Raw genomic sequence first — 26,468 nt, 5'->3', positions numbered from 1 at the left:
CCTTAGAGGTCGGCGAAACGGCGGCCTTCGGCCACCAGGCGTTCGAGCAGCGGTGCCGGCTCCCACCAGGCGCCGAAGTGCTGGTGGAATTCGCGGATGCGTTGCAGTACGTGGTCCAGGCCCAGCCGGTCGGCGTGGAACAGCGGGCCGCCGCGCCAGGCGGGGAAGCCGTAGCCGTTGAGGAAGATCAGGTCGACGTCGCTGGCGCGCTGGGCGATGCCCTCGTCGAGGATGCGCGCGGCCTCGTTGACCAGGGCGAAGATGCAGCGCTCGACGATGTGCTCGTTAGTCACCGGCTGGCGAACGATGCCGCGGGTGGCCGCGGCCTGCTCCAGCATGGCCGGCAGCGCCGGGTTGTCCTGCGGGGTACGCGAGCCTTGCGGGTAGAGGTAGAAGCCGGTGCCGGTCTTCTGCCCGAGCATGCCGGCGGCGAACAGGTGGTCGAGCACCGTGGGCAGCGTCTGCCCGGGCTCGAGGCCGGGGCGCTGGCGCTCGCGGATGGCGTGGCTGATGTCTAGCCCGGAGAGGTCGCGCACTGCCAGCGGGCCCATGGCCATGCCGAAGTCGCGCAGGGCAGCGTCCACCTGGGCGGGGTTTGCGCCCTCCTCCAGGAGGAACTCGGCCTGGCGGCCGTACTGGAAGATCATGCGGTTGCCGACGAAGCCGTCGCACACGCCCACCGCCACCGCGACCTTCTTCAGGCGCTTGCCCAGTTGCATGGCGCTGGCCAGCACTTCGGCGGAAGTCTCGCGGCCGCGCACCACTTCCAGCAGGCGCATGACGTTGGCCGGGCTGAAGAAGTGCAGGCCGACCACGTCCTGCGGGCGGCGGGTGAAGGCGGCGATGGCATCGAGGTCCAGCGACGAGGTGTTGCTGGCGAGGATGGCGCCGGGCTTGCACACCGCGTCCAGGCGCTCGAAGACCTGGCGCTTGACCTCCAGGCTCTCGAACACGGCTTCGATCGCCAGGTCCACGTCGGCCAGCGCGGCGTAGTCGAGCACGCCCTGGATCAGGCCCAGGCGTTTTTCCATTGCGTCGCTGGTGAGGCTGCCGCGCTCGACGCTGGCCTGGTAGGTGGCGCGAGCGCGCTGCAGGGCGCGGTCGAGGGCGGCGCCGTCGACTTCCAGCAGCTTCACCGGGATGCCGACGTTGGCGAAGCACAGGGCGATGCCCACGCCCATGGTGCCGCCGCCGATCACCGCGGCCGTGCGCACTTCGCGCACCGGGGTGTCGGCGGGCAGGCCGGCGATCTTCGCCGCTTCGCGCTCGGCGAAGAAGGCGTGGATGAGGGCGGCGCGCTGCGGCGACTCCAGGCATTCCTGGAACAGCTCGCGCTCGCGCTTCAGGCCCTCGGCCAGGGGCAGGCGGCTGGCGGCTTCCACCGCGGCCACGCAGCGCAGCGGGGAGAACAGGCCGGGCATGCGCTTCTGCACCTCGGCGTGCTTGGCGGCGATCAGCGCGGCGTCGCCTTGCACCTGGCGCTCGCCGGTGCGGCGCGGGCCGCGGCCCTCGTCCAGCAGGCGGCGGGCGTAGGCCAGGCCGGCTTCGGCCAGGTCGCCGTCGACGAGTTCGTCGAGGATGCCGTATTCCACGGCCTGCGGCGCCTTCACCGGGTTGCCGGAGACGATCATCTCCAGCGCCCGTTCCACGCCGACCAGGCGCGGCAGGCGCTGGGTGCCGCCGGCGCCGGGAAGCAGGCCGATCTTCACTTCCGGCAGGCCGACCTGGGCGTCGGCCCGGGCGATGCGGTAATGGCAGGCCAGCGCCACTTCCAGCCCGCCGCCCAGGGCGGTGCCGTGGATGACCGCCACGCTGGGCTTGGCGGAGGCCTCGATGGCTTCCACCACCTCGGGCAGCGAGGGCGCCTGCGGCGGCTTGCCGAATTCCTTGATATCCGCCCCGGCCATGAAGGTGCGCCCGGCGCACACCAGCACCACCGCGCGCACCGCGGCATCCGCCTCGGCCTCGCGGAAGGCCCGCAGCAACCCGGCGCGCACCGCCAGGCCCAGGGCGTTGACCGGGGGATTGTCGACCTTGATCAGGGCCACGTCGGCGTGACGTTCGACCTGCACTACCTCGGACATGCTCAGCGTCTCCGTTGTAATTGTGGTTTTTAACGGAATCATGTTTCGCTGTGCAGAATATAAAGATCACTGGGGGTTGTCGAGGGGGTTGTGCTCTCGTAGGAGCGAGGGGGGCGCCTAGCCCTTGCTCGCGAACGGTGCCTCCCGGCTGCTTCGGTGTCGTGGCTTGACTCCGCCCCCTCTCCCTAACCCTCTCCCTGAAGGGAGAGGGGACCGTTCGGTGTGCTTGGGCATTCCTGAGTTAGCCGGCAGCGCCAGCGGTTTCCGGCTGAAACCATCACTTCTCTCGGCACAGACTGCCCCCTCTCCCTTCAGGGAGAGGGCTGGGGAGAGGGCGCTCTTCGGACAAACACCATAGGCCCGGCCGGAAATCCGTTCGCGAGCAAGCTCGCTCCTACGAGAGCGTAGAGTGTGGTGGTCAAATAATTTCGGAGAGCGCAAAGCGCAGGACGTTGGGGCGGCGGCCGAAACGCAGACAAAAAAAGACCGCTCTCCCCTGCCTGAATCTGGAAAAGCGGTCTGTTAAGCGAAAAGAAGTCGTGGAAAGGTCGTTATAGCCCCCCGCCGTTGCAGCTTGTTTACAGGCGAAAAAAAGCCGCGCCCTTGCGGGGCGCGGCTTCTTCAAAGGTGCGGTCGGCTATCAGAAGGCCGGAACCACGGCGCCCTTGTATTTCTCCAGGATGAACTGCTTCACCTCGGGGCTGTGCAGGGCGGCGGCCAGTTTCTGCATGGCGTCGCTGTCCTTGTTGTCCGGGCGGGCTACCAGGATGTTCACGTAGGGCGAGTCGGAACCCTCGATGGCCAGGGCGTCCTTGGTCGGGTTCAGCTTGGCTTCCAGGGCGTAGTTGGTGTTGATCAGCGCCAGGTCGACCTGGCCCAGCACGCGCGGCAGGGTCGCGGCTTCCAGTTCACGCACCTTGATGTTCTTCGGGTTGTCGGTGATGTCTTTCGGGGTGGCGGTGATGCTCTTCTCGTCCTTGAGCTTGATCAGGCCGGTCTTGGCCAGCAGCAGCAGGGCGCGGCCGCCGTTGGTGGCGTCGTTGGGGATCACCACGGTGGCGCCGGAGGGCAGTTCGTCGAGCTTCTTGTACTTGCTGGAGTAGGCGCCCAGCGGCTCGATGTGCACGCCGGTGACGGCCACCAGGCTGGTGCCCTTGGACTTGTTGAACTCGTCCAGGTACGGCTGGTGCTGGAAGAAGTTGGCGTCCAGGCGCTTCTCGGCGACCTGGGTGTTGGGCTGCACGTAGTCGGTGAATTCCTTGACCTTCAGCTCCACCCCTTCCTTGGCCAGGATGGGTTTGACGAAGTTGAGGATTTCCGCGTGCGGCACCGGGGTGGCGGCCACGCTGAGGGTTTCGGCCGCGTTGGCGCCGGTGATCGACAGCGCCGCGGTGGCGGCGAAGGCGGCAAGCAGTTTCTTCATGGAGCGCTCCTTTTGGGATTTTCCTGTGGCCCGCGGGGCCTTGTGGTTATTTGCGGGAGAAGTGGACCACCAGCTTGTCGCCGACGGTTTGCAGAACCTGTACCAGCACCAGCAGCATGATCACGGTGACCACCATGACGTCGGTCTGGAAGCGCTGGTAGCCGAAGCGGATGGCCAGGTCGCCGAGGCCGCCGGCGCCGACCACGCCGGCCATCGCGGTGTAGGACACCAGGGTGATGGCGGTGACGGTGATGGCGGCGATGATGCCCGGGCGGGCCTCCGGCAGCAGGGCGTTGCAGATGATCTGACGGGTGCTGGCGCCCATCGCCTGGGTGGCCTCGATGATGCCCTTGTCCACCTCGCGCAGGGCGGTTTCCACCAGGCGCGCGAAGAACGGCGTGGCGCCCACCACCAGCGGCGGGATGGCCCCGGCGACGCCCAGCGAGGTGCCGGTGATCAGCACGGTGAAGGGGATCATCACGATCAGCAGGATGATGAACGGCAGCGAGCGCAGCACGTTGACCACAAAGGACAGCAGGGCGTAGACCGCGCGGTTCTGGAACAGCTGCCTGGGCCCGGTGAGGAACAGCAGCACGCCCAGCGGCAGGCCGAGGATGACGGTGAACAGCAGCGAGCCGCCGAGCATCCAGAAGGTGTCGATGCTGGCCTGGAGGATTTCCGACCAGTCGATATTTATAAAGAAGTCGTTCATGCGCGCAGCACCTCTACATGCACCTCGGCCGCATTCAGCTGGGCCATGGCCGCCTCCATGTCACCGCCCACCAGGGCCAGGGTCAGCTGGCCGTAGGGCTGGTCCTTGATGCGGTCGATGCGCCCGGCGAGGATGCTGTAGTCCACCCCGGTCTGCCGCGCCACCGTGCCCAGCAGCGGGGCGTAGGTGGCCTCGCCGCGGAAGGTCAGGCGCAGGATGCGCCCGGGCACGTGGGCGAAGTCGTCGTGCTGCTCGTCCTCGTCGACGCGCTCGGCCTCGAAGACGAAGCGCCGGGTGGTTTCGTGCTGCGGGTGGAGGAAGACGTCGGCCACCTCGCCCTGCTCGACGATGCTGCCGGCGTCCATCACCGCCACGCGGTCGCAGACGCGGCGGATCACGTCCATCTCGTGGGTGATGAGGACGATGGTCAGCTTCAGCTCGCGGTTGATCTCCGCCAGCAGCTGCAGGACCTGGCCGGTGGTCTGCGGGTCCAGCGCGCTGGTGGCCTCGTCGCAGAGCAGCAGCTTGGGCCCGCAGGCCAGGGCGCGGGCGATGCCGACGCGCTGCTTCTGGCCGCCGGAAAGCTGCGCCGGGTATTTGCGGGCGTGGTCCTGCAGGCCCACGCGCTTGAGCAGTTCATCCACCCGCGCGGCGATCTGCGCGGCGCTGAAGCTGCCGGCCAGCTTCATCGGCATGGCGATGTTCTCGGCCACGGTCTTGGAGGCCAGCAGGTTGAAGTGCTGGAAGATCATCCCGACGCGCTGGCGGAAGCGCCGCAGGCCGTCGGCGTCGAGGGCGGTGACGTCCTCGCCGTCGATGACGATGCGCCCGCCGCTGGGCTCTTCCAGGCGGTTGATCAGGCGCAGCAGGGTGCTCTTGCCGGCGCCGGAGTGGCCGATCAGGCCGAACACCTGGCCGGCGCCGATGCTCAGGCGCGTCGGCTGCAGGGCCGGGATGTCGCGGCCGGCGACGCGGTAGGTCTTGTGGACGTCGTGGAATTCGATCACGTGGCGAACCTTGTGGGTACGGCGAAGTGTGGGAATGGCGCGCTCTGCCGGGGTGTCCTGGCAAACGAGCGTAGGCGCTCGGCAAAAACCGCGCATTTTACCCTGCTTTCCTATAGCCGATTAATCCTTGTTCGGATAAGGGCCGAGCAAAATGGAATAAGACGGGCGGACGCGGCTTTCAGGGCTCGCACTTGACCGGGGCGGCGGCCTTGGGCTGGCCGATGTCCTTGACGTCGGCGGCCAGCGCTGGGGCGCGCGGCATCAGCGAGCGGGCGCGGGCCAGGGCGTTGCTGGCGCCGTTGACGTCGCCGGCCTGCAGGGCCTCGCGGCTGCGTTGCAGGTAGGCGTCGGCCAGGCGCTGGCGGCGTTCGGCCAGCTGCGCGGCGTCCTCGTGCTCCTGGCCCAGCTGCAGTTGCGCGGCTTCCAGCTGGCCGGCGGCCAGGCGGGCCTCGAAGCCGGAGCCGCTCGGCGCCTGGCCGGACAGGCTCTGGCACGCGCCCAGCAGCAGGGCGAGGGAGAGGACGGAAAGCAGACGGAGGGCAAGGAACTTCATGCCAGTCATTCTCGATTGATCAAAAAATCGACAAATTCTACACCGTCCGCCGCGGCAGGACAAAACTCAGCAGGAACAGCGCTGCGGCACTGACCACGATGGACGGCCCGGCCGGGGTGTCCTTGAACCACGACAGCGTGAGCCCGGCGCACACCGCCACCAGGCCCACCAGGGTGGCGCCGAAGGCCATCTGCTCGGGGCTGCGGGCGTGGCGCTGGGCGGCGGCGGCGGGGATGATCAGCAGCGAGGTGATCAGCAGCACGCCGACGATCTTCATGGCCACGGCGATGACGATGGCGATCAGCAGCATCAGCGCCAGGCGGATGGCGGTGACCGGCAGGCCCTCGACCCGTGCCAGCTCCTCGTGCACGGTGATCGCCAGCAGCGGCCGCCACAGCCAGCAGATCAGCCCCAGCACCAGGGCGCTGCCGGCGACTATCCACATGAGGTCGGTCTGGCTCACCGCCAGCAGGTCGCCGAACAGGTAGGCCATCAGGTCCACCCGCACTTCCTTCATGAAGCTCAGGGTCACCAGGCCCAGGGACAGCGTGCTGTGGGCGAGGATGCCCAGCAGGGTGTCGGCCGCCAGCGGCTGGCGCTGCTGCAGGGTCACCAGCAGCACGGCCAGCAGCACGCAGCCGACGGTCACCGCGAGGGTCGGGCTGACGTCCAGCAGGAAGCCCAGGGCCACGCCGAGCAGCGCGGCGTGGGACAGGGTGTCGCCGAAATAGGCCATGCGCCGCCAGACCACGAAGGAGCCCAGGGGGCCGGCGACCAGCGCCAGGGACAGCCCGGCCAGCAGCGCGTAGAGAAGGAAATCAGCCATGGTTGCAGTCGGGGCCGTGCTTGTGGACCGGGGTCAGTTTGCCGTGGATCGCCAGGCCGGCGCCGCCCTGCGGCACCACTTCGCCGTGCAGGTCGTGGGCATGGTCGTGGTGGTGGTGGTAGACCGCCAGGCTGCGGGCGTCCTGGCCGAACAGCTCGACGAAGGCCGGGTCGCCGCTGACCTGCTCGGGGTGCCCGTGGCAGCACACGTGGCGGTTCAGGCAGACCACCTGGTCGGTGGTGCTCATCACCAGGTGCAGGTCGTGGGAGACCATCAGCACGCCGCAGCCCAGGCGGTCGCGCAGGCGGGTGATCAGGCGGTACAGCTCGGCCTGGCCGGCGACGTCGACGCCCTGCACGGGCTCGTCGAGCACCAGCAGCTGCGGCTTGCGCAGCAGCGCGCGGGCCAGCAGCACGCGCTGCAGTTCGCCGCCGGAGACGGTCTGCAACGGGCTGTCCAGCACCTGCGCGGCGCCCACTTCCTTGAGCGCGGCCAGGGCCTGCTCGCGGCCCACGCCGGGCACCAGGCGCAGGAAGCGCAGCACCGAGAGCGGCAGGGTCGGGTCGACGTGGAGCTTCTGCGGCATGTAGCCGATGGTCAGCTTCGGCTGGCGCCACACTGTGCCGCTGTCGGGCCTGAGCAGGCCGAGCACGCTGCGCACCAGGGTGGTCTTGCCGGCGCCGTTGGGGCCGATCAGGGTGACGATCTCGCCGGCGCCGATGCTCAGGCTGACGTTCTGCAGCACCGCCTGCCCGGCATAGCGCACGCCCACCCCTTCGAGGCGGACCAGGGGCTGGCTCATCAGGCCTCCCGCTGCTTGGGCGCGCAGGCGGCGCAGAGGCCGACCACTTCGACGGTCTGCGTCTCGACGCTGAAGCCGACGCCTTCGGCGCCGGCGACTATGGCCTGGCTGATGGCCGGCTGCTCCAGCTCGATGGCGGTGTGGCAGGCGCGGCAGATGAGGAACTGGCCCTCGTGGGCGTGCTCGGGGTTGTTGCAGCCGACGAAGGCGTTGAGCGAGGCGATGCGGTGCACCAGGCCGTTTTCCAGGAGGAAGTCCAGCGCCCGGTAGACGGTGGGCGGCGCGGCGCGGCGGCCGTCTTCTTCGCTGAGCACGGCGAGGATGTCGTAGGCGCCCAGCGGCCTGTGGCTCTGCCAGACCAGTTCCAGCACGCGCCGGCGCAGCTCGGTCAGGCGCACGCCCTGGCGCGCGCAGAGCGCGTCGGCCTCGGCCAGGGCGCCGGCCACGCAGGTGGCGTGGTCGTGCGGGCGGCAGGCCAGCGGGGTGTTGGGCATCAACTTGTACATTGCGGCGACGACGCTCGGGTACGGAGACGTTATTATATTACCCTTTACCTCCCTTCCCGTGTGAGTCCGCCGTGTCCCTGCGCCCATCCGCCCTGCTCCTCGCCTGTTGCACCCTGTTCCTGAGCCTTGGCGCCAGCGCCGAGGTCAAGGTGCTGACCAGCATCAAGCCGCTGCAACTGATCGCCGCCGCCGTCCAGGACGGCGAGGGCAGCCCCGACGTGCTGCTGCCGCCCGGCGCCTCGCCGCACAGCTACGCCCTGCGCCCCTCGGACGTGCGCCGCCTGCGCGAGGCCCAGTTGTTCTACTGGGTGGGCCCGGACATGGAAGTGTTCCTCGACAAGCCGCTGCAGGCCCGCCAGGCGCCCAGCGTGGCGGTGCAGGAGCTGCCGGGCATGCACCTGCGCAAGTTCGTCAACTTCGAGACCATGAGCCACGCCGACTACGAGGACCACGACCACGATCACCGCCCCGGCACCCTGGACGCGCACCTCTGGCTGCTGCCGGCCAACGCCCAGGCCATCGCCGCGCGCATGGCCGAGGACCTGGCCATCGCCGACCCGCTCAACGCCGGGCGCTACCAGGCCAACCTCAAGGCCTTCGACGAGCGCATGGAACAGCTCGACGCGCGCCTGAAGCAGCGCCTGGCGCCGCTGGTCGGCAAGCCCTACTTCGTCTTCCACGAGGCCTTCGACTATTTCGAGGAAGCCTACGGCCTGCGCCACGCCGGGGTCTTCGCCCTGTCCGCGGACGTGCAGCCGGGGGCGAAGCACGTCGCCGCGATGCGCGCGCAACTGCAGAAGGCCGGCCCGTCCTGCATCTTCAGCGAACCGCCGATCCGCCCGCGCCTGGCCGATACCCTCAGCGCCGGCCTGCCGGTGCAGCTGGCCGAGCTGGATGACCTCGGTATGGCGGTCAAGGTCGACGCCAATGGCTACGAGAAGCTGCTGGGTAACCTGGCCGACGAGTTCGCCGGGTGCCTGGAGAAGCTCTGAGGCGGCGCTCTCGTAGGATGGGTTGAGCGAAGCGATACCCATCGGGCCATGCCATGGTGATGGGTATCGCAAGCTCAACCCATCCTACGGTCTTTGGTGGGGTGAGAGGGAATGGTGCCTGCCGGGGGGCCATGGTGCTGGGATGGGTACCGCTCCCTCTCCCCAGCCCTCTCCCTGAAGGGAGAGGGGGCTAGTTCGTGCCGAGAATAGAACAGGCATCAGCCTGAAAATTTCGGCGTTGCCGGCTAACTCCTATATCTCCGACTCTGCCCAACGGTCCCCTCTCCCTTCAGGGAGAGGGTTAGGGAGAGGGCGCTCTTGCGCTCTTGGGCTCTTAGGCTCTTGCCCCCACCCCAACCCCTCCCTCCCGCCCCCGCTCACCTACACTTTCCCCCTGCGTCCCATCGCCTCATAGGCAAATACCTCTTCCGGGTACTAGAGTCTCCGGCTGGACTAAATACACAATATGTAGTTTCGTGTATTTACTGGATAACTAGATATTGCGGTCTGCCCCAAGCCGGCCGCGCACCAACGGGAGGATCTTCAGCGGATGGCCAAGACCGATGCTCGCCCGCAGGGCACAGACCAGGCGGCACTCGAACTGCAGCCGGCGTCCCAGGACATCTGGGACAGCAAGTACCGGCTCAAGCAGAAGGACGGCACGCCCATCGACGCCAGCGTCGACGAGACCTGGCAGCGGGTGGCCCGCGCCCTGGCCGACGTCGAGCCGGACGCGGCGACCCGCGAGCACTGGTACGAGCGCTTCCTCTGGGCCCTGCGCCATGGCGCCATCCCGGCCGGGCGGATCATCTCCAACGCCGGCGCCCAGGGGCACAAGCCGGCCACCTCGACCATCAACTGCACCGTCTCCGGGATCATCCACGACTCCATGGACGACATCCTGCAGAAGGTCCACGAGGCCGGCCTGACGCTCAAGGCCGGCTGCGGCATCGGCTACGAGTTCAGCACCCTGCGCCCGCGCGGCGCCTACGTGTCCGGCGCCGGCGCGCACACCAGCGGGCCGCTGTCGTTCATGGATATCTTCGACAAGATGTGCTTCACCGTCAGCTCCGCCGGCGGCCGCCGCGGCGCGCAGATGGGCACCTTCGACGTCGCCCACCCGGACGTGCGCGAGTTCATTCGCGCCAAGCGCGAGGACGGCCGGCTGCGCCAGTTCAACCTCAGCCTGCTGATCACCGACGACTTCATGCAGGCGGTGCAGGCCGACGCCGACTGGCCGCTGCTGTTCCCGGTGCACCACAAGGAGCGCGACGAGGTCGACCTGGACGACCCGGCCCAGGTGCTCTGGCGCGACTGGCCGATCCACGACGAATACCTGGTCGGCGAGGACGGCCGCGTCGCCTGCAAGGTCTACGGGCGCGTCAAGGCGCGGCACCTGTGGGACATGATCATGGTCTCCACCTACGACTACGCCGAGCCGGGCTTCATCCTCATCGACCGCGTCAACGAGCTGAACAACAACTGGTGGTGCGAGGCCATCCGCGCCACCAACCCCTGCGGCGAGCAGCCGCTGCCGCCCTATGGCTCCTGCCTGCTGGGCTCGGTGAACCTCACCGGCTTCGTCGTCGACCCCTTCGGCGAGGAGCCGCACTTCGACTGGGAGCGCTACCGCGAGGTGGTGCGGGTGTTCACCCGCATGCTCGACAACGTGGTGGAGGTCAACGGCCTGCCGCTGGCGCAGCAGCGCGAGGAAATCCTCGGCAAGCGCCGCCACGGCATGGGCTTCCTTGGCCTGGGCTCGACGCTGACCATGCTCAAGCTGCGCTACGGCAGCCCCGAGGCCTGCGTGTTCACCGAGGAAGTGGCGCGCGAAATGGCCCTGGTGGGCTGGGAAGTGGCCCTCGACCTGGCCCTGGAGAAAGGCCCGGCGCCGGTGCTGGCGCAGGACTACGAAGTGACCGCGGAAATGCTGCGCAAGCGCCCGGAAATGGCCGCCGACGGCCTGAAAGTGGGCGACCGCGTGCCCGGGCGCGTCCTCCACGCCAAGTATTCGCGCTACATGCAGCGCATCGCCGAGCACGCGCCGCAGCTGGTCGAGGCCCTGGCCCGCCACGGCGCGCGCTTCACCCACCACAGCTCCATCGCGCCCACCGGCACCATCAGCCTGAGCCTGGCCAACAACGCCTCCAACGGCATCGAGCCGAGCTTCGCCCACCACTACTCGCGCAACCTGATCCGCGCCGGGCGCAAGACCAAGGAGAAGATCTCGGTGTTCAGCTACGAACTGCTGGCCTACCGCGCCAAGGTCGACGCCAAGGCCGTGCCCGACGCCGAGGACGGCAAGCACCGCCTGCCGGAGTACTTCGTCACCGCCGACGACATCACCCCGCAGCAGCACGTGGACATCCAGGCGGCGGCGCAGCGCTGGATCGACTCGTCGATCTCCAAGACCGCCAACGTGCCCACCGACTACCCCTTCGAGGACTTCAAGGACATCTACCTCTATGCCTGGCGCCAGGGCCTGAAGGGCTGCACCACCTTCCGCTTCAACCCGGCCGCCTTCCAGGGCGTGCTGGTCAAGGACTCGGACCTGGAGAAGACCCTCTACCGCTTCGAGCTGGAAGACGGCAGCACGGTGGAACTCAAGGGCAACGAGGAAGTGGAGTACGACGGCGAGACCCACACCGCCGCCAACCTGTTCGATGCCTTGAAAGAAGGCTACTACGGCAAGTTCTGAAGCCGCGGAGGAATCCCATGCCAGTGAAAATCAACCAGAAGATCCGCAGCTTCGAAGTGGTCGACGTCGCCGAGGAAAAGGCCCGCGCCGAGGCTGCCGCGGCGGCGGCCGTGGTGAAGATGGACGAAACCCTGCAGCGCCCGGAGATCCTGGTGGGCGCCACCTACAAGATCAAGTCGCCGCTGTTCGAGCACGCGCTCTACGTGACCATCAACGACATGGTGCTCAACCCCGACACGCCCTACGAGCAGCGCCGGCCCTTCGAGATATTCATCAACTCGAAGAACATGGACCACTTCCAGTGGATAGTCGCCCTCACCCGCATCATGTCGGCAGTGTTCCGCAAGGGCGGCGACTGCACCTTCCTGGTGGAGGAAATGAAGGCGGTGTTCGACCCGCGCGGCGGCTATCTCAAGCGCGGCGGCATCTACATGCCCTCCATCGTCGCCGAGATAGGCGCGGTGGTGGAGCGCCACCTGGTAGCCATCGGCCTGATGCAGGGCCCGCAGATCGACGAGGAACAACGTCTGTACCTGGCGGAAAAACGCGCGGCCTACGAAGCGGCCCAGGGCACCAACAAGGCCGAACCCGGCGAAGGCTTCCCCGCCGGCGCCCAGCTGTGCGGCAAGTGCAGCACCATGGCGGTGGTGCAGATGGACGGCTGCGCGACCTGTCTGAATTGCGGGTATTCGAAATGTGGGTGAGCCGGCGCTACGCGACGCATGCGTCGCGCCGGCGAACGACCGGCCAAGGATGGCCGGGCCGGGGTTGAACTTGGGCAGAGGAGTATCGACAGGGATGTCTGCTCAAGATCGGATCTTCACTCCATAAGAGCATGCGTCGCGCCGGCGAACGACCGGCCAAGGATGGTCGGGCCGGGGCTGAACTTGGGCAGCGGAGCAACGACAGGGATGTCTGCTCAAGATTGGATCTTCACTCCATAAGAGCATGCGTCGCACCAGTACACCCCTGTAGGAGCGAGCTTGCTCGCGAACCAAGCCCTGCAGAGAAGCCATTCGCGAGCAAGCTCGCTCCTACGAAAAGCCGTGCCATCCTGCAGAACCGTGGGGCGTCATCCCGCGATCGCGCGCAGGGCGCGCTCCTACAAGTGGGCATCGAGGCCCCTGGGACGCACGGACGTAGGAGCGGACTCCGTCCGCGATAGCGTACATACGCCGACCCTGCCGGCGGAAATCGCGGATAAATCCGCTCCTACACAAAACCGTACCGTCCGGCGGCGGCCCTACAACGCAAACGGCAAATGAATGTCCACCTTCTGCCGCTTCGCCAGGCGCCGTTCGAACTCGCCCGGGTCGTGGATCAGCACGTCCTGCCCGGCGAAGGCCTCGGCGGCGATCAGGCGCGACAGCCAGAAGCGCACGCAGGCCACGCGCAGCATTTCCGGCCACAGCTCGGCTTCCAGGGCGGTGAATGGCCGGCGGCTGGCGTAGGCGGCCAGCAGCGCGCGGGCGCGGGGGCCGTCGAGTTCGCCGTCTTCGTGAGAGCACCAGTCGTTCAGGGTGATCGCCAGGTCGTAGAGCATCCAGCCCGAACAGGCGTTGTAGAAGTCGATCACCCCGGCCAGGTGCGGGCCGTCGAACAGCACGTTGTCGCGGAACAGGTCGGCGTGCAGGTTGGCGCGCGGCAGCTCGGGCTGTTCGGCGAGCAGTCGGGCGATTTCCTCCAGGGCGTTTTCCAGCAGTTCGCGCGGGGCCGGGGCCAGGTGCGAGGCGAGGTTCTCGCCCTGGTGCAGCATCCAGCTCAGGCCGCGGTCGCTGGGGCGTTCGATGATGCGCCCACGGGTGGCCAGGTGCAGGCGCGCCAGCAGGGCGCCGACCTCGCCGCAATGGTGGGCGTTGGGCTGGCGCTCGTGGCGGCCGGGCAGGCGCGGCTGCAGCAGCGCCGGCTTGCCCTCCAGCTGGCGCAGGGCCTCGCCGGTTTCGGTGCGCAGGGCGTAGGGCACCGGCAGGTCGGCCTCGTGGAGCACGTCGAGCAGTTCGACGAAGAACGGCAGGTCCTGCACCGGGCCGCGCTCGACCAGGGTCAGGACGAATTCGCCGCGCTCCAGGCTGACGAAGAAGTTGCTGTTCTCCGAGCCCTCGGGGATGCCGCGGAACTCGTGCAGGCGCCCCAGTCCGTAGGGAGCGAGGAAGCTTTCCAGGGTGGAACGCTCAAGAGGGGTGAATACCGACATGCTCAGGCCTCGTGAGCGCCATGGGGTTGAAGGTTTACCAGCTGAAGATCTGCCACTGCGGGATCAGCTTGTCCGGCTGGTCGGAACGGATGAAATTGCCATCGCTGCCGTCCTGGCGCACCAGGAAGTACGGCTTGCCATGCTTGGGCGTGACCTTGATGGCGTAGAGGAAGCCGTTGACCCGGTATTCCTGGATGGTCTTGTCGCCCTCCTGGCGGATGGTCACATCCGGTTCGGGCGTCGGCGCTTCCTCGTCCACCGCCATGGCGACCAGGGGGGATACGGCCAGCAGGGCGGCGAGCAACCAGCGTTTGCGACTGCGCATGATAACCTTGTTCCTTTGTCGATTCGGCTGGGGTCATTCTAGCCCCTGGCCTCCGGAAAAGGTTGATTCCACTCATGAGTCAAGCACCCCTCGTCCTCGTGGACGGCTCTTCCTACCTGTACCGCGCCTTCCATGCCCTGCCGCCGCTGACCACCTCCACCGGCATGCCCACGGGCGCGGTGAAGGGGGTGCTGAACATGCTCAAGAGCCTGCGCAAGCAGTACCCGGACAGCCCCTTCGCGGTGGTCTTCGACGCCAAGGGCCCGACCTTCCGCGACGAGCTGTTCGCCGAGTACAAGTCGCACCGTCCGCCGATGCCGGACGAGCTGCGGGTGCAGATCGAGCCGCTGCACGCGGCGGTGCGCGCGCTGGGCCTGCCGCTGCTGTGCGTGGAAGGGGTGGAGGCCGACGACGTGATCGGCACCCTGGCCCGCAGCAGCGCCGCGGCGCAGCGCCCGGTGGTGATCTCCACCGGCGACAAGGACATGGCCCAATTGGTCGACGGGCACATTACGCTGGTCAACACCATGACCGGTAGCACGCTGGACGTGGATGGCGTTAAAGAGAAATTCGGCGTCGGTCCTGAGCTGATCATCGACTACCTGGCGCTGATGGGCGACAAGGTCGACAACATCCCCGGCGTGCCCGGGGTCGGCGAGAAGACCGCGCTGGGCCTGCTCACCGGCGTCGGCGGCGGCCTCGACGTGCTCTACGCCAGCCTGAACAAGGTGCCCGAGCTGCCGATCCGCGGCGCCAAGGGCCTGCCGGCCAAGCTCGAGGAAAACCGCGAGCAGGCCTACCTGTCCTACCAGCTGGCCACCATCAAGACCGACGTGGCGCTGGACATCGAGCTGGACGCGCTGCATCCGGGCGAGCCGGACCGCGACGCGCTGATCGAGCTGTACCGCCAGCTGGAGTTCAAGAACTGGCTGGACGATCTGCTGCGCGAGGCCAAGGAAGCCGGCGAAAGCCCCGCCGAGAGCGCCCCGGCCCAGAACTCGCGCTACGAAACCGTGCTGGAGCAGGCCGCCTTCGATGCCTGGCTGCAGAAGCTGCAAGCCGCCGAGCTGATCGCCTTTGACACCGAGACCACCAGCATCGACGCCCAGCAGGCGCAGGTGGTGGGCGTGTCCTTCGCCGTCGAGCCGGGCGAGGCCGCCTACGTGCCCCTGGCCCACAGCTACATGGGCGTGCCCCAGCAGCTGGACCGCGACGCCGTGCTCAAGGCCCTCAAGCCGCTGCTGGAAGACCCGAACAAGGCCAAGGTCGGCCAGCACGCCAAGTACGACATCAACGTCCTGGCCAACGCCAGCACGCCCATCGAGGTGCGCGGCGTGGCCTTCGACACCATGCTCGAATCCTACGTGCTCAACTCCACCGCCACCCGCCACGACATGGACAGCCTGGCGCTGAAGTACCTGGGCCACAGCACCATCCGCTTCGAGGACATCGCCGGCAAGGGCGCCAAGCAGCTGACCTTCGACCAGATCGCCCTGGAGCAGGCCGGCCCCTACGCCGCCGAGGACGCCGACGTGACCCTGCGTCTGCACCAGGCCCTGTGGGAGAAGCTGCAGGCCATCCCGTCGCTGGCCAAGGTCCTCACCGACATCGAGATGCCGCTGGTGCCGGTGCTGGCGCGCATCGAGCGCAACGGCGCGCTGGTCGACGCCAACCTCCTGGGGCTGCAGAGCCGCGAACTGGGAGAGAAAATGGTCGAACTGGAGCGCAAGTCCTTCGAACTGGCCGGCCAGGAGTTCAACCTCGGCTCGCCCAAGCAGCTCGGCGCCATCCTCTACGAGAAGCTCGGCCTGCCGGTGCTCGCCAAGACCGCCACCGGCCAGCCGTCCACCGCCGAGAACGTCCTCGCCGACCTGGCCGAGCAGGACTACGAGCTGCCCAAGGTGATCATGCAGTACCGCTCCCTGAGCAAGCTCAAGAGCACCTACACCGACAAGCTGCCGGAGCAGATCAACCCGCGCACCGGGCGCATCCACACCAGCTACCACCAGGCGGTGGCGGCCACCGGGCGGCTCTCCTCCACCGACCCGAACCTGCAGAACATCCCGATCCGCACCGCCGAGGGCCGGCGCATCCGCCAGGCCTTCGTCGCCCCCGCGGGCTGCCGGCTGCTGTCGGCCGACTATTCGCAGATAGAACTGCGCATCATGGCCCACCTGGCCCAGGACGAAGGCCTGCTGGACGCCTTCCGCCACGACCGCGACGTGCACCGCGCCACCGCCGCCGAGGTCTTCGGCCTGCCGCTGGACGAGGTCACGCCCGAGCAGCGCCGCCGCGCCAAGGCCATCAACTTCGGGCTGATCTACGGCATGAGCGCCTTCGGCCTGGCCAAGCAGATCGGCGTCGAGCGCAAGGAGGCCCAGGCCTACATCGACCGCTACTTCGCCCGCTACCCCGGGGTGCTGGCCTACATGGAGCGCACCCGCGCCCAGGCCGCCGAGCAGGGCTACGTCGAGACGCTCTATGGCCGCCGCCTGTACCTGCCGGAAATCGGCTCGAAGAACGCCGCCATGCGCAAGGCCGCCGAGCGCACCGCGATCAACGCGCCCATGCAGGGCACCGCGGCGGACATCATGAAGCTCGCCATGGTCGCCGTGGACGACTGGCTGCAGGCCAGCGGCATCGACGCCCGGGTCATCCTCCAGGTACACGACGAACTGGTGCTGGAAGTGCGCGAGGACCTGGTCGAGGAGGTGTCGGCGAAACTGCGCGACCTGATGGGCAAGGCGGCGCAGCTGGCGGTACCGCTCATCGTCGAAACCGGCAGCGGTTCGAACTGGGACGAAGCCCACTGACGAACGGTCGCAGGGCCCGGGTGACGGGCTCTGCGGGGCGCCTCAGGAAACCCTGAAAAGGGCCTCGGGAAAATTTTTTCAGCCACCACTGAACTTTCCCGCCGCAGCCCGGGTCAGAACTCGTGAATGGCTGGAGAAGCCCTTCGATGCTCCTTTGCAGTGTTTAGTGTTGGCAGAATCCTGGACCCCGCCCTAGCGGTCCGGACTTAAACCCCGAACTTCCCCCTCCCCATACGAAGCTCGGGGTTTTTTTTTGCCCGCGAAAAAGTGCCGGCGGCCGGCCGGCACCCTCTACGCCAGGCCTTCAGGCCTGTTCGGCCTCCTCCCCGTCCTCTTCCAGCAGGCCCAGCCAGGCCGCCAGGACCTGTTGCGCCTCCTCCACTCCCTCGCGCTTGGGCGCCGAGAACAATTGCACGCTGGCGACGTCGCCCCAGCCCTGCTGGATTTCGCGGCGCACCTTGAGCAACGCGTTCTTCGCCGCGCCGAAGGCCAGCTTGTCGGCCTTGGTCAGCAGCACGTGGATCGGCAGCCGGCTGGCCTGGGCCCAGTCGAGCATCAGGCGGTCGAATTCGGTCAGTGGGTGGCGGATGTCCATCATCAGCACCACCCCGGCCAGCGACTCGCGGCTGCTCAGGTAGGCTTCCAGGTGCTGCTGCCAGTGCAGCTTCAGCGGGATCGGCACCTTGGCGTAGCCGTAGCCGGGCAGGTCGACCAGGCGGCGCTCGTCGTCCAGGCGGAAGAAGTTCAGCAACTGGGTGCGCCCGGGGGTTTTCGAGGTGCGCGCCAGATTGGCATGGGTGAGTGCATTTAGCGCGCTAGACTTACCAGCGTTGGAACGGCCGGCGAAGGCGACTTCGCGGCCGCTGTCTTCCGGGCACTGCTCGACCTTGGCCGCGCTGATGAGGAAGGTTGCCTGCTGGCAAAGGCTGAGGATGGGGTTCTTGGCAGGGCTCTTGGGGGGCATGGGGGCTTCCGCGGCGGGGTGCGACTCGGTGTCGCGGGGGCCGGTCTCGTTTTCGAACAGGCAGGCGAAGTATATAATGCCGCGGATTTTGTGTGCGCTTTATCCCCCAGGGTCGGGCGCCACGGGAACGCGATAATCAACCGGCCGCGCAATAGAACGCGGACGTTCCCTCCCGATGAGGACGATCATGAAGAAACTGCTGTTCGCAGCCGTAGCCGCCGCGATGGCTAGCAGCGTGCAGGCCGCCCAGGACCCGGAAGCGGTATTCAACCGGGCCTGTGGCGCCTGTCATGCTGGCCAGTTGCCGATGGCCCCGAAGAAGGGCGACGCCGCAGCCTGGAAACCGCGCCTGGACAAAGGCATGGATACGCTGGTGCAGCACGTCACCAACGGTTTCAACGCCATGCCCCCGCGTGGCCTGTGCACCGACTGCAACACCGAGGACTACAAGGCAATCATCCAGTGGATGTCCAAGTAACCCGGGCTTTTCTCTTTCACCTATTAGCCGTAATGGATTAGCTGATGAACAAAATAATCGTGAGTCTGCTCTTGACCCTGGGACTGACCGCCATGGCCCACGCCGAAGTCGGCGATGCCAAGGCCGGCCAGGCGAAGGCCGCCGTGTGCGGCGCCTGCCATGGTGCCGATGGCAACAGCATGGCGCCGAACTTCCCGAAACTGGCGGGCCAGGGCGACAAATACCTGCTCAAGCAGATGCATGACATCAAGGACGGCAAGCGCACCGTTCTGGAGATGACCGGCCTGCTGACCAACCTCAGCGACCAGGACCTGGCCGACATCGCCGCCTACTTCTCCAGCCAGAAGATGAGCGTCGGCGCCGCCGATCCCAAGCTGGTCTCCGCCGGCGAGGCCCTGTACCGCGGCGGCAAGCTCGCCGAGGGCATGCCCGCCTGCACCGGCTGCCACTCGCCCGACGGCGTGGGTAACGAGCCGGCCGCCTTCCCGCACCTGGGTGGCCAGCACGCGGCCTACGTGGCCAAGCAGCTGACCGCCTTCCGCGAAGGCGAGCGCACCAACGACGGCGACAGCATGATCATGCGCAGCATCGCCGCCAAGCTGTCCAACAAGGACATCGCCGCCGTCTCCAGCTACATCGAAGGCCTGCACTGAGGCCTTCGCCCCGCGGCACGGCTTGAAAAAAAAGGGTGGCTTCGGCCACCCTTTTTCGTATCCGCCGCCACTACAATGCCTGGAACCGCCGCCGGCCTCCCCAGTCCAATCACCGCCGCGCCGCGGCGCCCCCGATCCAGCCAAGGAGTGAACCATGCGTAACCTGATTTTCACCGCCGTACTGGCCTTCGCCGGCCTGTTCGGTCTCAGCGCGCAAGCCGCCGAGTTCGAATCCGGCAAGCAGTACACCGAGCTGAGCACCCCTGTTCCGGTGTCCCAGCCCGGCAAGATCGAGGTGGTGGAGCTGTTCTGGTACGGCTGCCCGCATTGCTACGCCTTCGAACCGACCATCAACCCGTGGATCGGGAAACTGCCGGCCGACGTGCATTTCGTCCGCATCCCGGCCATGTTCGGCGGCATCTGGAACGTCCACGGCCAGCTGTTCCTGACCCTGGAAGCCATGGGCGTGGAGCACAAGGTGCACACCGCCGTGTTCGAGGCCATCCACAAGGAAGGCAAGAAACTGGCCACCCCGGAAGAGATGGCCGACTTCCTCGCCCCGCTGGGCGTGGACAAGGACAAGTTCCTCAGCACCTTCGACTCGTTCGCCATCAAGGGCCAGATCGAGAAGGACAAGAAACTGGCCATGGCCTACCAGATCAGCGGCGTACCGACCATGGTGGTCAACGGCAAGTACCGCTTCGACATCGGCTCGGCCGGTGGCCCGGAGAAGGCCCTGGAGCTGGCCGACTTCCTGATCGCCAAGGAACGCGACGCCGCCAAGGCCGCCCAGTGAGGTAACCCAGCCATGCTGAGCAGGCTCCGCCAGCAGCGGGTGGTCGCATCCCGCCCCGCGCAGGTCAACCCGCAGGCCGCGGAATCCGGCTATCCCGCCGATGGCCGCCTGCGCCTGCTCAGCTTCAACATCCAGGTGGGCATCAGCACCGAACGCTACCGCCACTACCTGACCCGCGGCTGGCAGCACCTGCTGCCCGCCGCCGGGCGCGCCGGCAACCTGCAGCGCATCGGCGACCTGCTGTCCGGTTATGACCTGGTGGCCCTGCAGGAGGCCGACGGCGGCAGCTTGCGCTCCGGCTACGTCAACCAGGTCGAGCACCTGGCCCAGCTCGGCGCCTTCCCCTACTGGTACCAGCAGCTCAACCGCAACCTCGGGCGCATCGCCCAGCACAGCAACGGCCTGCTCAGCCGCCTGCGCCCGACCCTGCTGGAAGACCACCCGCTCCCCGGCCCGCCCGGCCGCGGGGCGATCCTCATGCGCTTCGGCGAGGGCGACAACGCCCTGGCCGTGGTGATGATGCACCTGGCCCTGGGCCCGCGCACCCGCACCCGCCAGCTCGCCTACATCCGCGAGCTGCTGCAGAACTACCGCCACCAGGTGCTGATGGGCGACATGAACACCCACGCCAGCGACCTGCTGGAGACTTCGCCGCTGCGCGATCTCGGGCTGATCGCCCCGCAGGTCCAGGCGACCTTTCCCAGCTGGCGCCCGCAGCGCTGCCTGGACCACATCCTGCTCAGCCCCGGGCTGACCCTGGAGCGGGTCAGCGTGCTGCCGGAGCCGATCTCCGACCACCTGCCGGTGTCCGTGGAGATCCGCCTGCCCGACGGCTGCCGACAAGATTCCGCGCTTTCTCTCAAGGACGCTCGATGAGCCGCGACGACAACCAGCGCTGGAAGGAAAAGTACCTCGCCAACATCGACCAGCAGGAGCGCCTGGAGCGCCGCTGGGAGGTGCGCGTCGACCTGCTGCGCCGCGGCCTGGTGCGCAGCAGCCTGGCTGCCGAGGGCAGCGACAAGGCGGTCGACCAGTGCATGCAGGAGCTGCGCGAGCTGCTGCGCCGCAACGATATTGACGCGGGCCTGGCGCGGCTGATCCCGCGCCTGGAAAAGACCGTGCTGGACTCCGAACAGCGCCGCCAGCAGCGTATCCGCCAGAACATCACGGCGCTGCAGCAGATCGCCCAGCAGCTGCTGAACCTCGACCTGCCGCGGGACGTGCGCCTGCCGCTGAAACTGTTCGCCCGCGACCTGGAGGCGCGCGCCAGCCAGTCCCGCGAGCTGCCGGTGCTGCTCGGCGAGCTGGGCAACCTGCAGCGGCGCGTGCTGGAACAGCTTTCCGACGCCGAGGCGCCGCGTCCCGGCCTGCTGCAGCGCCTGTTCGGCGGCCGCGAAGACGGCGAGGACGGCCCCGCCCAGCCCGCGCCCGCCAGCAACGGCGCGCCGGCCAGCGAGACGCCGGCGGCGCCGGCCAGGGCCGAGGCCGCCGCGGTCGCCGAGGCTGGCGTAGCCGTCGCGGACGAAGAACCCCCGGCCATCCCGCAGCAGGCCGCCGCCGTGGCGGTGCAAGCCGATCCCGAACCGCTGCCGTCACCCGCGCCGTCCGCCGCCCTGCTGGACAGCCTGCCGCTGCCCGCCGACCTCATCCCCAGCGCGCCGCGCCCGGTGCTGCTGGACGGCGAGGGCGAGCAGCACTACGCCCTGCCGCCGATGCCCGAGCCCGGCTACAGCGCGGTGGCGCCGCACATCGAAGCCAGCCTGCTGAACCTGCTCGACCAACTGCAGCTGCCGGCTACCTACCGCCCACAGGCCCAGGCCCTGCGCGAGCGCATCAACGGCAGCCTGAACTGGTACGAACTGGTGCCGGTGCTGGACGACCTGGCGGTGCTGGTGCTGGCCCTCAACGACAGCGGCCAGGCGGCCTTCGAAGGCTACCTGCACCAGCTCAACGACCGCCTGAGCACCTTCCTCGACAGCCTCGGCGCGGTGCAGCAGGGCCAGGACGCCGTGTCCGACAGCGCGCGGCGCCTGGACGATGAACTGCGCGACCAGGTCAGCGGCCTGCAGAACAGTGTGCAGCAGGCCACCGACCTGGACAGCCTCCGGCGCTCGGTGGATGAGCGCCTGGAAGGCCTGCTCGGCAGCATCGAGCGGCACCGACAGGAACGCGAGGCCCGCGAGCGCGAGGCCGGGGAGCGCCTGCAGGCGCTGGTGGCGCGGGTTTCCTCGATGGAGGAAGAGGCGCGCAGCTTCCAGGCCAGCATCGAGGACCAGCGGCAGAAGGCCCTGACCGACCCCCTCACCGGCCTGCCCAACCGCGCCGCCCTGAGCGAGCGCCTGGAACTGGAAGTGGCGCGGGTGCAGCGCTTCGGCGGCGAACTGCTGCTGGCGGTGCTGGACGTCGACCACTTCAAGCGCATCAACGACGACTACGGCCACCTGGCCGGCGACAAGGTGCTGAAGATCATCGCCGGCGAGCTGGCCAAGCGCCTGCGCAAGACCGACTTCATCGCCCGCTTCGGCGGCGAGGAATTCGTCGTGCTGCTGCCCTCCACGCCCCTGGACGGCGGGCAGCAACTGCTGGAAGCCCTGCGCACGTCGGTGGAACGCATCCCCTTCCACTTCAAGGGCGAACCGCTGGTCATCACCTGCTCCGCGGGCCTCACCCAGTTCCGCGCCGGCGAGCGCAACGAAGCGGCCTTCGAGCGCGCCGACCAGGCCCTGTACCGCGCCAAGCGCGGCGGCCGCAACCGCCTGGAGATGGGTTGAGGCGCTGCCCGTGGGCGCTCCTGCACCCGCCGGCAAACACACCCCCCGTAGGATGGCGTTGAGCGAAGCGATACCCATCGCCACGGCGGCATGGGTTTCGCAGGCTCAACCCATCCTACGAAAAGCGCCCCGGTGCGGTGGGCAGTCGCTCCTGCGTCGCCCCAACCTCCCATCACCCGAACTTGACGAATGAAAGCTCTTGGGTTTTGATTCGAACCTGTAAATTTCGAATCGAAACATAAGCCTTCATGTCGAAACGCAACACGCCCCAGCGCCGCCACGAGATCCTCGCCCTGCTCAACCAGCAGGGCGAGGTCAGCGTCGACGACCTCGCCCGGCGTTTCGCCACTTCCGAGGTGACCATCCGCAAGGACCTGGCCGCCCTGGAGAGCAACGGCCTGCTGCTGCGCCGCTACGGCGGCGCGGTGCCCATGCCGCAGGAGCTGCTGGCCGAGCCGAGCCCGCCGCTGTCGCCCTACAAGCAGGCCATCGCCCGCGCCGCGGCGGCCTGCATCCGCGAGCACGCGCGGATCATCATCGACAGCGGCAGCACCACCGCCGCGCTGATCCCCGAGCTCGGGCACAAGCCCGGCCTGGTGGTGATGACCAACTCGCTGAACGTCGCCAACGCCCTGCGCGAGCTGGAGCGCGAGCCGGTGCTGCTGATGACCGGCGGCACCTGGGACCCGCACTCGGAGTCGTTCCAGGGCCAGGTGGCCGAGCAGGTGCTGCGCTCCTACGATTTCGACCAGCTGTTCATCGGCGCCGCCGGCCTCGACCCCGCGCGCGGCACCACCACCTTCAACGAACTGCTCGGGCTGAGCCGGGTGATGGCCGAGGTCGCCCGCGAGGTGATCGTCATGGCCGAGGCCGACAAGCTCGGGCGGCGCATGCCCAACCTGGAACTGCCGTGGAGCAGCATCCAGACCCTGATCACCGACGAGCGCCTCAGCGACGAGGCCTGTGCCCAGATCGAGGCGCGCGGCGTGAAAGTCATACGCGCGCGCTGCACGAACTAAGGAGAACGCCCCATGTGTGGAATCGTTGGCGCCATTGCCGAACGTAACGTCACCCCGATCCTGATCGAGGGCCTCAAGCGCCTCGAATACCGCGGCTACGACAGCGCCGGCCTGGCCCTGGTGGACGCCGCCGGCGAACTGCAGCGCCGCCGCCGCGTCGGCAAGGTGGCGAGCCTGGAGCAGGCCCTGGCCGAACAGCCACTGGCCGGCCTCCTGGGCATCGCCCATACCCGCTGGGCCACCCACGGCGCGCCCAGCGAGGCCAACGCCCACCCGCACTTCTCCCACGACCGCCTGGCAGTGGTGCACAACGGCATCATCGAGAACCACGAGGAGCTGCGCGAATACCTCAAGGGCGAGGGCTACGTGTTCAGCTCGCAGACCGACACCGAGGTCATCGTCCACCTGCTGCACCTGCGCCTGCGCGAGCTGGGCGACCTGAGCACCGCGCTCAAGGCCACGGTCCGGGAGCTGCACGGCGCCTACGGCCTGGCGGCGATCAGCCTGGACCAGCCGGACCGCATCGTCGCCGCCCGCAGCGGCAGCCCGCTGGTGGTCGGCCTGGGCCTGGGCGAGAACTTCCTCGCCTCCGACCAGTTGGCCCTGCGCCAGGTCACCGACCGCTTCATCTACCTGGAAGAAGGCGACATCGTCGAGCTGCGCCGCGATAGCGTGCAGCTGTGGGATGCCGAAGGCCGCCCGGTGAAGCGCGAGGCGGTGCAGTACCACGAGGGCGCCGAGGCCGCCGACAAGGGCGAGTACCGCCACTTCATGCTCAAGGAGATCCACGAGCAGCCCAAGGTGGTGCAGCGCACCCTGGAAGGCCGCCTGGGCTCCGGCCAGGTGCTGGTGGAGAGCTTCGGGCCGAACGCCGCCGAGCTGTTCGCCAAGGTGCGCAACGTGCAGATCGTCGCCTGCGGCACCAGCTACCACGCCGGCCTGGTGGCGCGTTACTGGCTGGAAGAGCTGACCGGCATCCCCTGTCAGGTCGAGGTGGCCAGCGAGTTCCGCTACCGCAAGGTGGCGGTGCAGCCCGACGCCCTGTTCGTCACCATCTCGCAGTCCGGCGAGACCGCCGACACCCTGGCCGCGCTGCGCAACGCCAAGCAGCTGGGCTTCCTCTCCAGCCTGGCGATCTGCAACGTCGCCACCAGCTCGCTGGTGCGCGAGTCGGACATGACCCTGCTGACCCTGGCCGGCCCGGAGATCGGCGTGGCCTCGACCAAGGCCTTCACCACCCAGCTGGTGGCCCTGCTGCTGCTGACCCTGGCCATCGGCCGGGTGCAGAACCGCCTGGGCGAGGGTGTCGAGGCCGAGCTGGTGGAAGCCCTGCGCCGCCTGCCGACGCGCCTGGAAGAGGCCCTGGCGATGGACAAGGTGGTGGAGAAGGTCGGCGAACTGTTCGCCGAGAAGCATCACACCCTGTTCCTCGGCCGCGGCGCGCAGTACCCGGTGGCCATGGAGGGCGCGCTGAAGCTCAAGGAAATCTCCTACATCCACGCCGAGGCCTACCCGGCCGGCGAGCTCAAGCACGGCCCGCTGGCCCTGGTGGACGCCGACATGCCGGTGGTCACGGTGGCGCCGAACAACGAGCTGCTGGAGAAGCTCAAGTCCAACCTGCAGGAAGTCCGCGCCCGCGGCGGCGAGCTGATCGTCTTCGCCGAGGCCAACAGCGGCCTCGGCAACGGCCCGGGCACCCACGTGGTGAGCATGCCGCCGATCCACGACTGCCTGGCGCCGATCCTCTACACCGTGCCGCTGCAGCTGCTGTCCTACCACGTGGCCGTGCTCAAGGGCACCGACGTCGACCAGCCGCGCAACCTGGCCAAGTCGGTTACGGTGGAATAAGCCGCGCGGTTGGAATGTGGGGCGGTGTGGGATGCAAATAAAGGTTCATCCGTATAAATAAAGTATCATCCGTATAAATAAAGTTTCATCCGTATAAATAAAGTTTCATTCTGAGCCTGCATCCGCTATGTTGAGGTCATCGACACAGCGGGGGCAGGCTTTCTCATGTCTGGAACATTCAAGGGGCTGACCCAGGCCCAGATCGATAGAAGGCTCAAGGACGGGCGTGGCCAAGGCCAGGGATCAGACTACAAGCCGTTCATCTACACCAGGGACGTGTCCTCGCTGGGTCGCTCCCACCGCCTGCCTGGCAGCAAGACCCGGCGTTTACACCATCTTCTATCCGATCTTGAACTGGCCATCTTCCTGACCTTGGATCGGTCTCCCCATGTCACCGATATCCGTGAACAGTTTCCGATGCGGGTCGAAGATACGGTGCGCATCGCCGAGGAGCTTGGCCTGCCCCACGGTTGTTACAAGGGTACCCCGCAGGTACTGACCAGCGACTTTCTGGTGGATTTCGAAGATCCTCAGCGCCCGAGCATCGCGATTCAGGCCAAGTACAGTACCGACCTGCAGAAGCCTGAAGTTATCGAGAGGCTTGAGCTTGAAAGGCGCTACTGGCAGGAAAAAGGTATTCCCTGGGTCATCGTCACGGAGCGCGAGGTATCCAAGGTGGCATTTGCCAATATCCAATGGCTCTATCCTGCCCATGCTGAAGGCGACATCGCTCAGGACGATCTCGCCCATTACCAGCAGCTGTTTCTGCTCGAGTTTCAGCGTCACCCAGACCGGAAGCTGACCGCTATTGCCCAAGGACTGGATACCTCCGGCCAGCTGGAGGCCGGTCAGGCGCTCTATTGGCTACGCCAGTTGCTGGCCCGGCACTGTTTCCTTTTCGATCTTGACACTCCTTACCGGGAGCTGAAGCCGAAAGACCTGGTTGCCAACTCTCATCAAATGCATCAGGAGCTGAGCAGTGTTGCCCGTTAATCAGGTGTTCC

At 67.6% G+C, this 26,468-nt stretch carries 23 protein-coding genes; 12 read left to right on the top strand and 11 right to left on the bottom strand.

Annotated elements, in window-relative coordinates:
• Positions 1-2: 2 nt before the first annotated feature.
• The 8 genes from RN02_RS00515 to zur form a co-directional block, all read right to left on the bottom strand.
• Positions 3-2,084 (bottom strand): 3-hydroxyacyl-CoA dehydrogenase NAD-binding domain-containing protein, encoded by a 2,082-nt coding sequence (locus RN02_RS00515; RefSeq protein WP_043312557.1) that lies wholly within the window; start codon positions 2,082-2,084, stop codon positions 3-5.
• A gap of 640 nt (positions 2,085-2,724) precedes the next feature.
• Positions 2,725-3,507, bottom strand: a complete 783-nt coding sequence (locus RN02_RS00510; RefSeq protein WP_043312555.1) for a MetQ/NlpA family ABC transporter substrate-binding protein — start codon at positions 3,505-3,507, stop codon at positions 2,725-2,727.
• A 46-nt stretch (positions 3,508-3,553) separates the two neighbouring features.
• Positions 3,554-4,219: a methionine ABC transporter permease gene (locus RN02_RS00505; RefSeq protein WP_043270075.1), complete on the bottom strand. Its 666-nt coding sequence runs from the start codon at positions 4,217-4,219 to the stop codon at positions 3,554-3,556.
• Positions 4,216-5,226, bottom strand: a complete 1,011-nt coding sequence (locus RN02_RS00500) for a methionine ABC transporter ATP-binding protein (protein ID WP_043312552.1) — start codon at positions 5,224-5,226, stop codon at positions 4,216-4,218. Before RN02_RS00500 ends, RN02_RS00505 begins: the two co-directional genes overlap by 4 nt.
• A 178-nt stretch (positions 5,227-5,404) precedes the next feature.
• Complete coding sequence (locus tag RN02_RS00495) at positions 5,405-5,779, bottom strand: hypothetical protein (RefSeq protein ID WP_043312550.1); 375 nt, start codon at positions 5,777-5,779, stop codon at positions 5,405-5,407.
• A 37-nt stretch (positions 5,780-5,816) separates the two neighbouring features.
• Complete coding sequence (gene znuB / locus RN02_RS00490; protein WP_043312548.1) at positions 5,817-6,605, bottom strand: zinc ABC transporter permease subunit ZnuB; 789 nt, start codon at positions 6,603-6,605, stop codon at positions 5,817-5,819.
• Positions 6,598-7,407, bottom strand: a complete 810-nt coding sequence (znuC, locus tag RN02_RS00485) for a zinc ABC transporter ATP-binding protein ZnuC (protein WP_043270072.1) — start codon at positions 7,405-7,407, stop codon at positions 6,598-6,600. Before znuC ends, znuB begins: the two co-directional genes overlap by 8 nt.
• Positions 7,407-7,913, bottom strand: a complete 507-nt coding sequence (gene zur / locus RN02_RS00480) for a zinc uptake transcriptional repressor Zur (RefSeq protein WP_009614552.1) — start codon at positions 7,911-7,913, stop codon at positions 7,407-7,409. The genes znuC and zur overlap by 1 nt, the downstream gene beginning before the upstream one ends.
• A gap of 71 nt (positions 7,914-7,984) precedes the next feature.
• On the opposite strand from zur, the gene RN02_RS00475 reads away from it, so the two are divergent.
• The 3 genes from RN02_RS00475 (at position 7,985) to RN02_RS00465 (ending at position 12,307) form a co-directional block, all read left to right on the top strand.
• The gene (locus RN02_RS00475; RefSeq protein WP_043312545.1) at positions 7,985-8,905 is read left to right on the top strand and encodes a zinc ABC transporter substrate-binding protein ZnuA; all 921 of its coding nucleotides are present in this window, start codon (positions 7,985-7,987) and stop codon (positions 8,903-8,905) included.
• Between the two features lie 550 nt (positions 8,906-9,455).
• Positions 9,456-11,603 (top strand): adenosylcobalamin-dependent ribonucleoside-diphosphate reductase, encoded by a 2,148-nt coding sequence (locus RN02_RS00470; RefSeq protein ID WP_009614554.1) that lies wholly within the window; start codon positions 9,456-9,458, stop codon positions 11,601-11,603.
• A 17-nt stretch (positions 11,604-11,620) separates the two neighbouring features.
• Positions 11,621-12,307 (top strand): TSCPD domain-containing protein, encoded by a 687-nt coding sequence (locus RN02_RS00465; protein WP_009614556.1) that lies wholly within the window; start codon positions 11,621-11,623, stop codon positions 12,305-12,307.
• Between the two features lie 539 nt (positions 12,308-12,846).
• On the opposite strand, the gene RN02_RS00460 is transcribed toward RN02_RS00465, so the two are convergent.
• Positions 12,847-13,797 (bottom strand): homoserine kinase, encoded by a 951-nt coding sequence (locus RN02_RS00460; protein ID WP_043312543.1) that lies wholly within the window; start codon positions 13,795-13,797, stop codon positions 12,847-12,849.
• Between the two features lie 34 nt (positions 13,798-13,831).
• Positions 13,832-14,122, bottom strand: a complete 291-nt coding sequence (locus tag RN02_RS00455; RefSeq protein ID WP_009614560.1) for a DUF2782 domain-containing protein — start codon at positions 14,120-14,122, stop codon at positions 13,832-13,834.
• A 74-nt stretch (positions 14,123-14,196) separates the two neighbouring features.
• Here RN02_RS00455 and polA point away from each other — a divergent pair, with 74 nt between their 5' ends.
• Positions 14,197-16,935 carry a DNA polymerase I gene (polA, locus tag RN02_RS00450; protein ID WP_043312542.1) on the top strand — a complete coding sequence of 913 codons (2,739 nt, stop codon included), beginning with the start codon at positions 14,197-14,199 and terminating at the stop codon, positions 16,933-16,935.
• A 304-nt stretch (positions 16,936-17,239) separates the two neighbouring features.
• Here polA and yihA read toward each other — a convergent pair whose 3' ends face one another.
• A complete protein-coding gene (gene yihA / locus RN02_RS00445; RefSeq protein ID WP_043270061.1) occupies positions 17,240-17,899 on the bottom strand; it encodes a ribosome biogenesis GTP-binding protein YihA/YsxC in 660 nt (219 codons plus the stop codon).
• A gap of 187 nt (positions 17,900-18,086) precedes the next feature.
• On the opposite strand from yihA, the gene RN02_RS00440 reads away from it, so the two are divergent.
• The 8 genes from RN02_RS00440 to RN02_RS00405 all read left to right on the top strand — a co-directional run bounded on the left by RN02_RS00440 (position 18,087) and on the right by RN02_RS00405 (position 26,457).
• Positions 18,087-18,377, top strand: coding sequence for a c-type cytochrome (locus RN02_RS00440; protein ID WP_043312541.1), 291 nt, complete (start codon positions 18,087-18,089; stop codon positions 18,375-18,377).
• Between the two features lie 44 nt (positions 18,378-18,421).
• Positions 18,422-19,030: a c-type cytochrome gene (locus tag RN02_RS00435; RefSeq protein WP_009614564.1), complete on the top strand. Its 609-nt coding sequence runs from the start codon at positions 18,422-18,424 to the stop codon at positions 19,028-19,030.
• A 154-nt stretch (positions 19,031-19,184) separates the two neighbouring features.
• On the top strand, positions 19,185-19,826 hold the full coding sequence (gene dsbA / locus RN02_RS00430; RefSeq protein WP_009614565.1) for a thiol:disulfide interchange protein DsbA: 642 nt from the start codon (positions 19,185-19,187) through the stop codon (positions 19,824-19,826).
• 12 nt (positions 19,827-19,838) lie between these two features.
• Positions 19,839-20,702 carry an endonuclease/exonuclease/phosphatase family protein gene (locus RN02_RS00425; protein ID WP_009614566.1) on the top strand — a complete coding sequence of 288 codons (864 nt, stop codon included), beginning with the start codon at positions 19,839-19,841 and terminating at the stop codon, positions 20,700-20,702.
• Entirely contained in the window at positions 20,699-22,597 is a 1,899-nt protein-coding gene (locus RN02_RS00420) for a GGDEF domain-containing protein (RefSeq protein ID WP_043312540.1), read from the top strand. Before RN02_RS00425 ends, RN02_RS00420 begins: the two co-directional genes overlap by 4 nt.
• 248 nt (positions 22,598-22,845) lie before the next feature.
• A complete protein-coding gene (locus tag RN02_RS00415; protein ID WP_009614568.1) occupies positions 22,846-23,616 on the top strand; it encodes a DeoR/GlpR family DNA-binding transcription regulator in 771 nt (256 codons plus the stop codon).
• A 12-nt stretch (positions 23,617-23,628) separates the two neighbouring features.
• Positions 23,629-25,464, top strand: a complete 1,836-nt coding sequence (gene glmS / locus RN02_RS00410; protein ID WP_043312539.1) for a glutamine--fructose-6-phosphate transaminase (isomerizing) — start codon at positions 23,629-23,631, stop codon at positions 25,462-25,464.
• Positions 25,465-25,629: 165 nt separating this feature from the next.
• A complete protein-coding gene (locus RN02_RS00405) occupies positions 25,630-26,457 on the top strand; it encodes a heteromeric transposase endonuclease subunit TnsA (protein ID WP_000017067.1) in 828 nt (275 codons plus the stop codon).
• Positions 26,458-26,468: the final 11 nt, after the last annotated feature.

Source organism: Pseudomonas sp. PI1, from assembly GCF_000812405.1.
Taxonomy (GTDB): domain Bacteria; phylum Pseudomonadota; class Gammaproteobacteria; order Pseudomonadales; family Pseudomonadaceae; genus Pseudomonas; species Pseudomonas citronellolis.
Note: the sequence above shows the minus strand (reverse complement) of the source record. Positions and strands in the feature narration are given on the sequence as shown.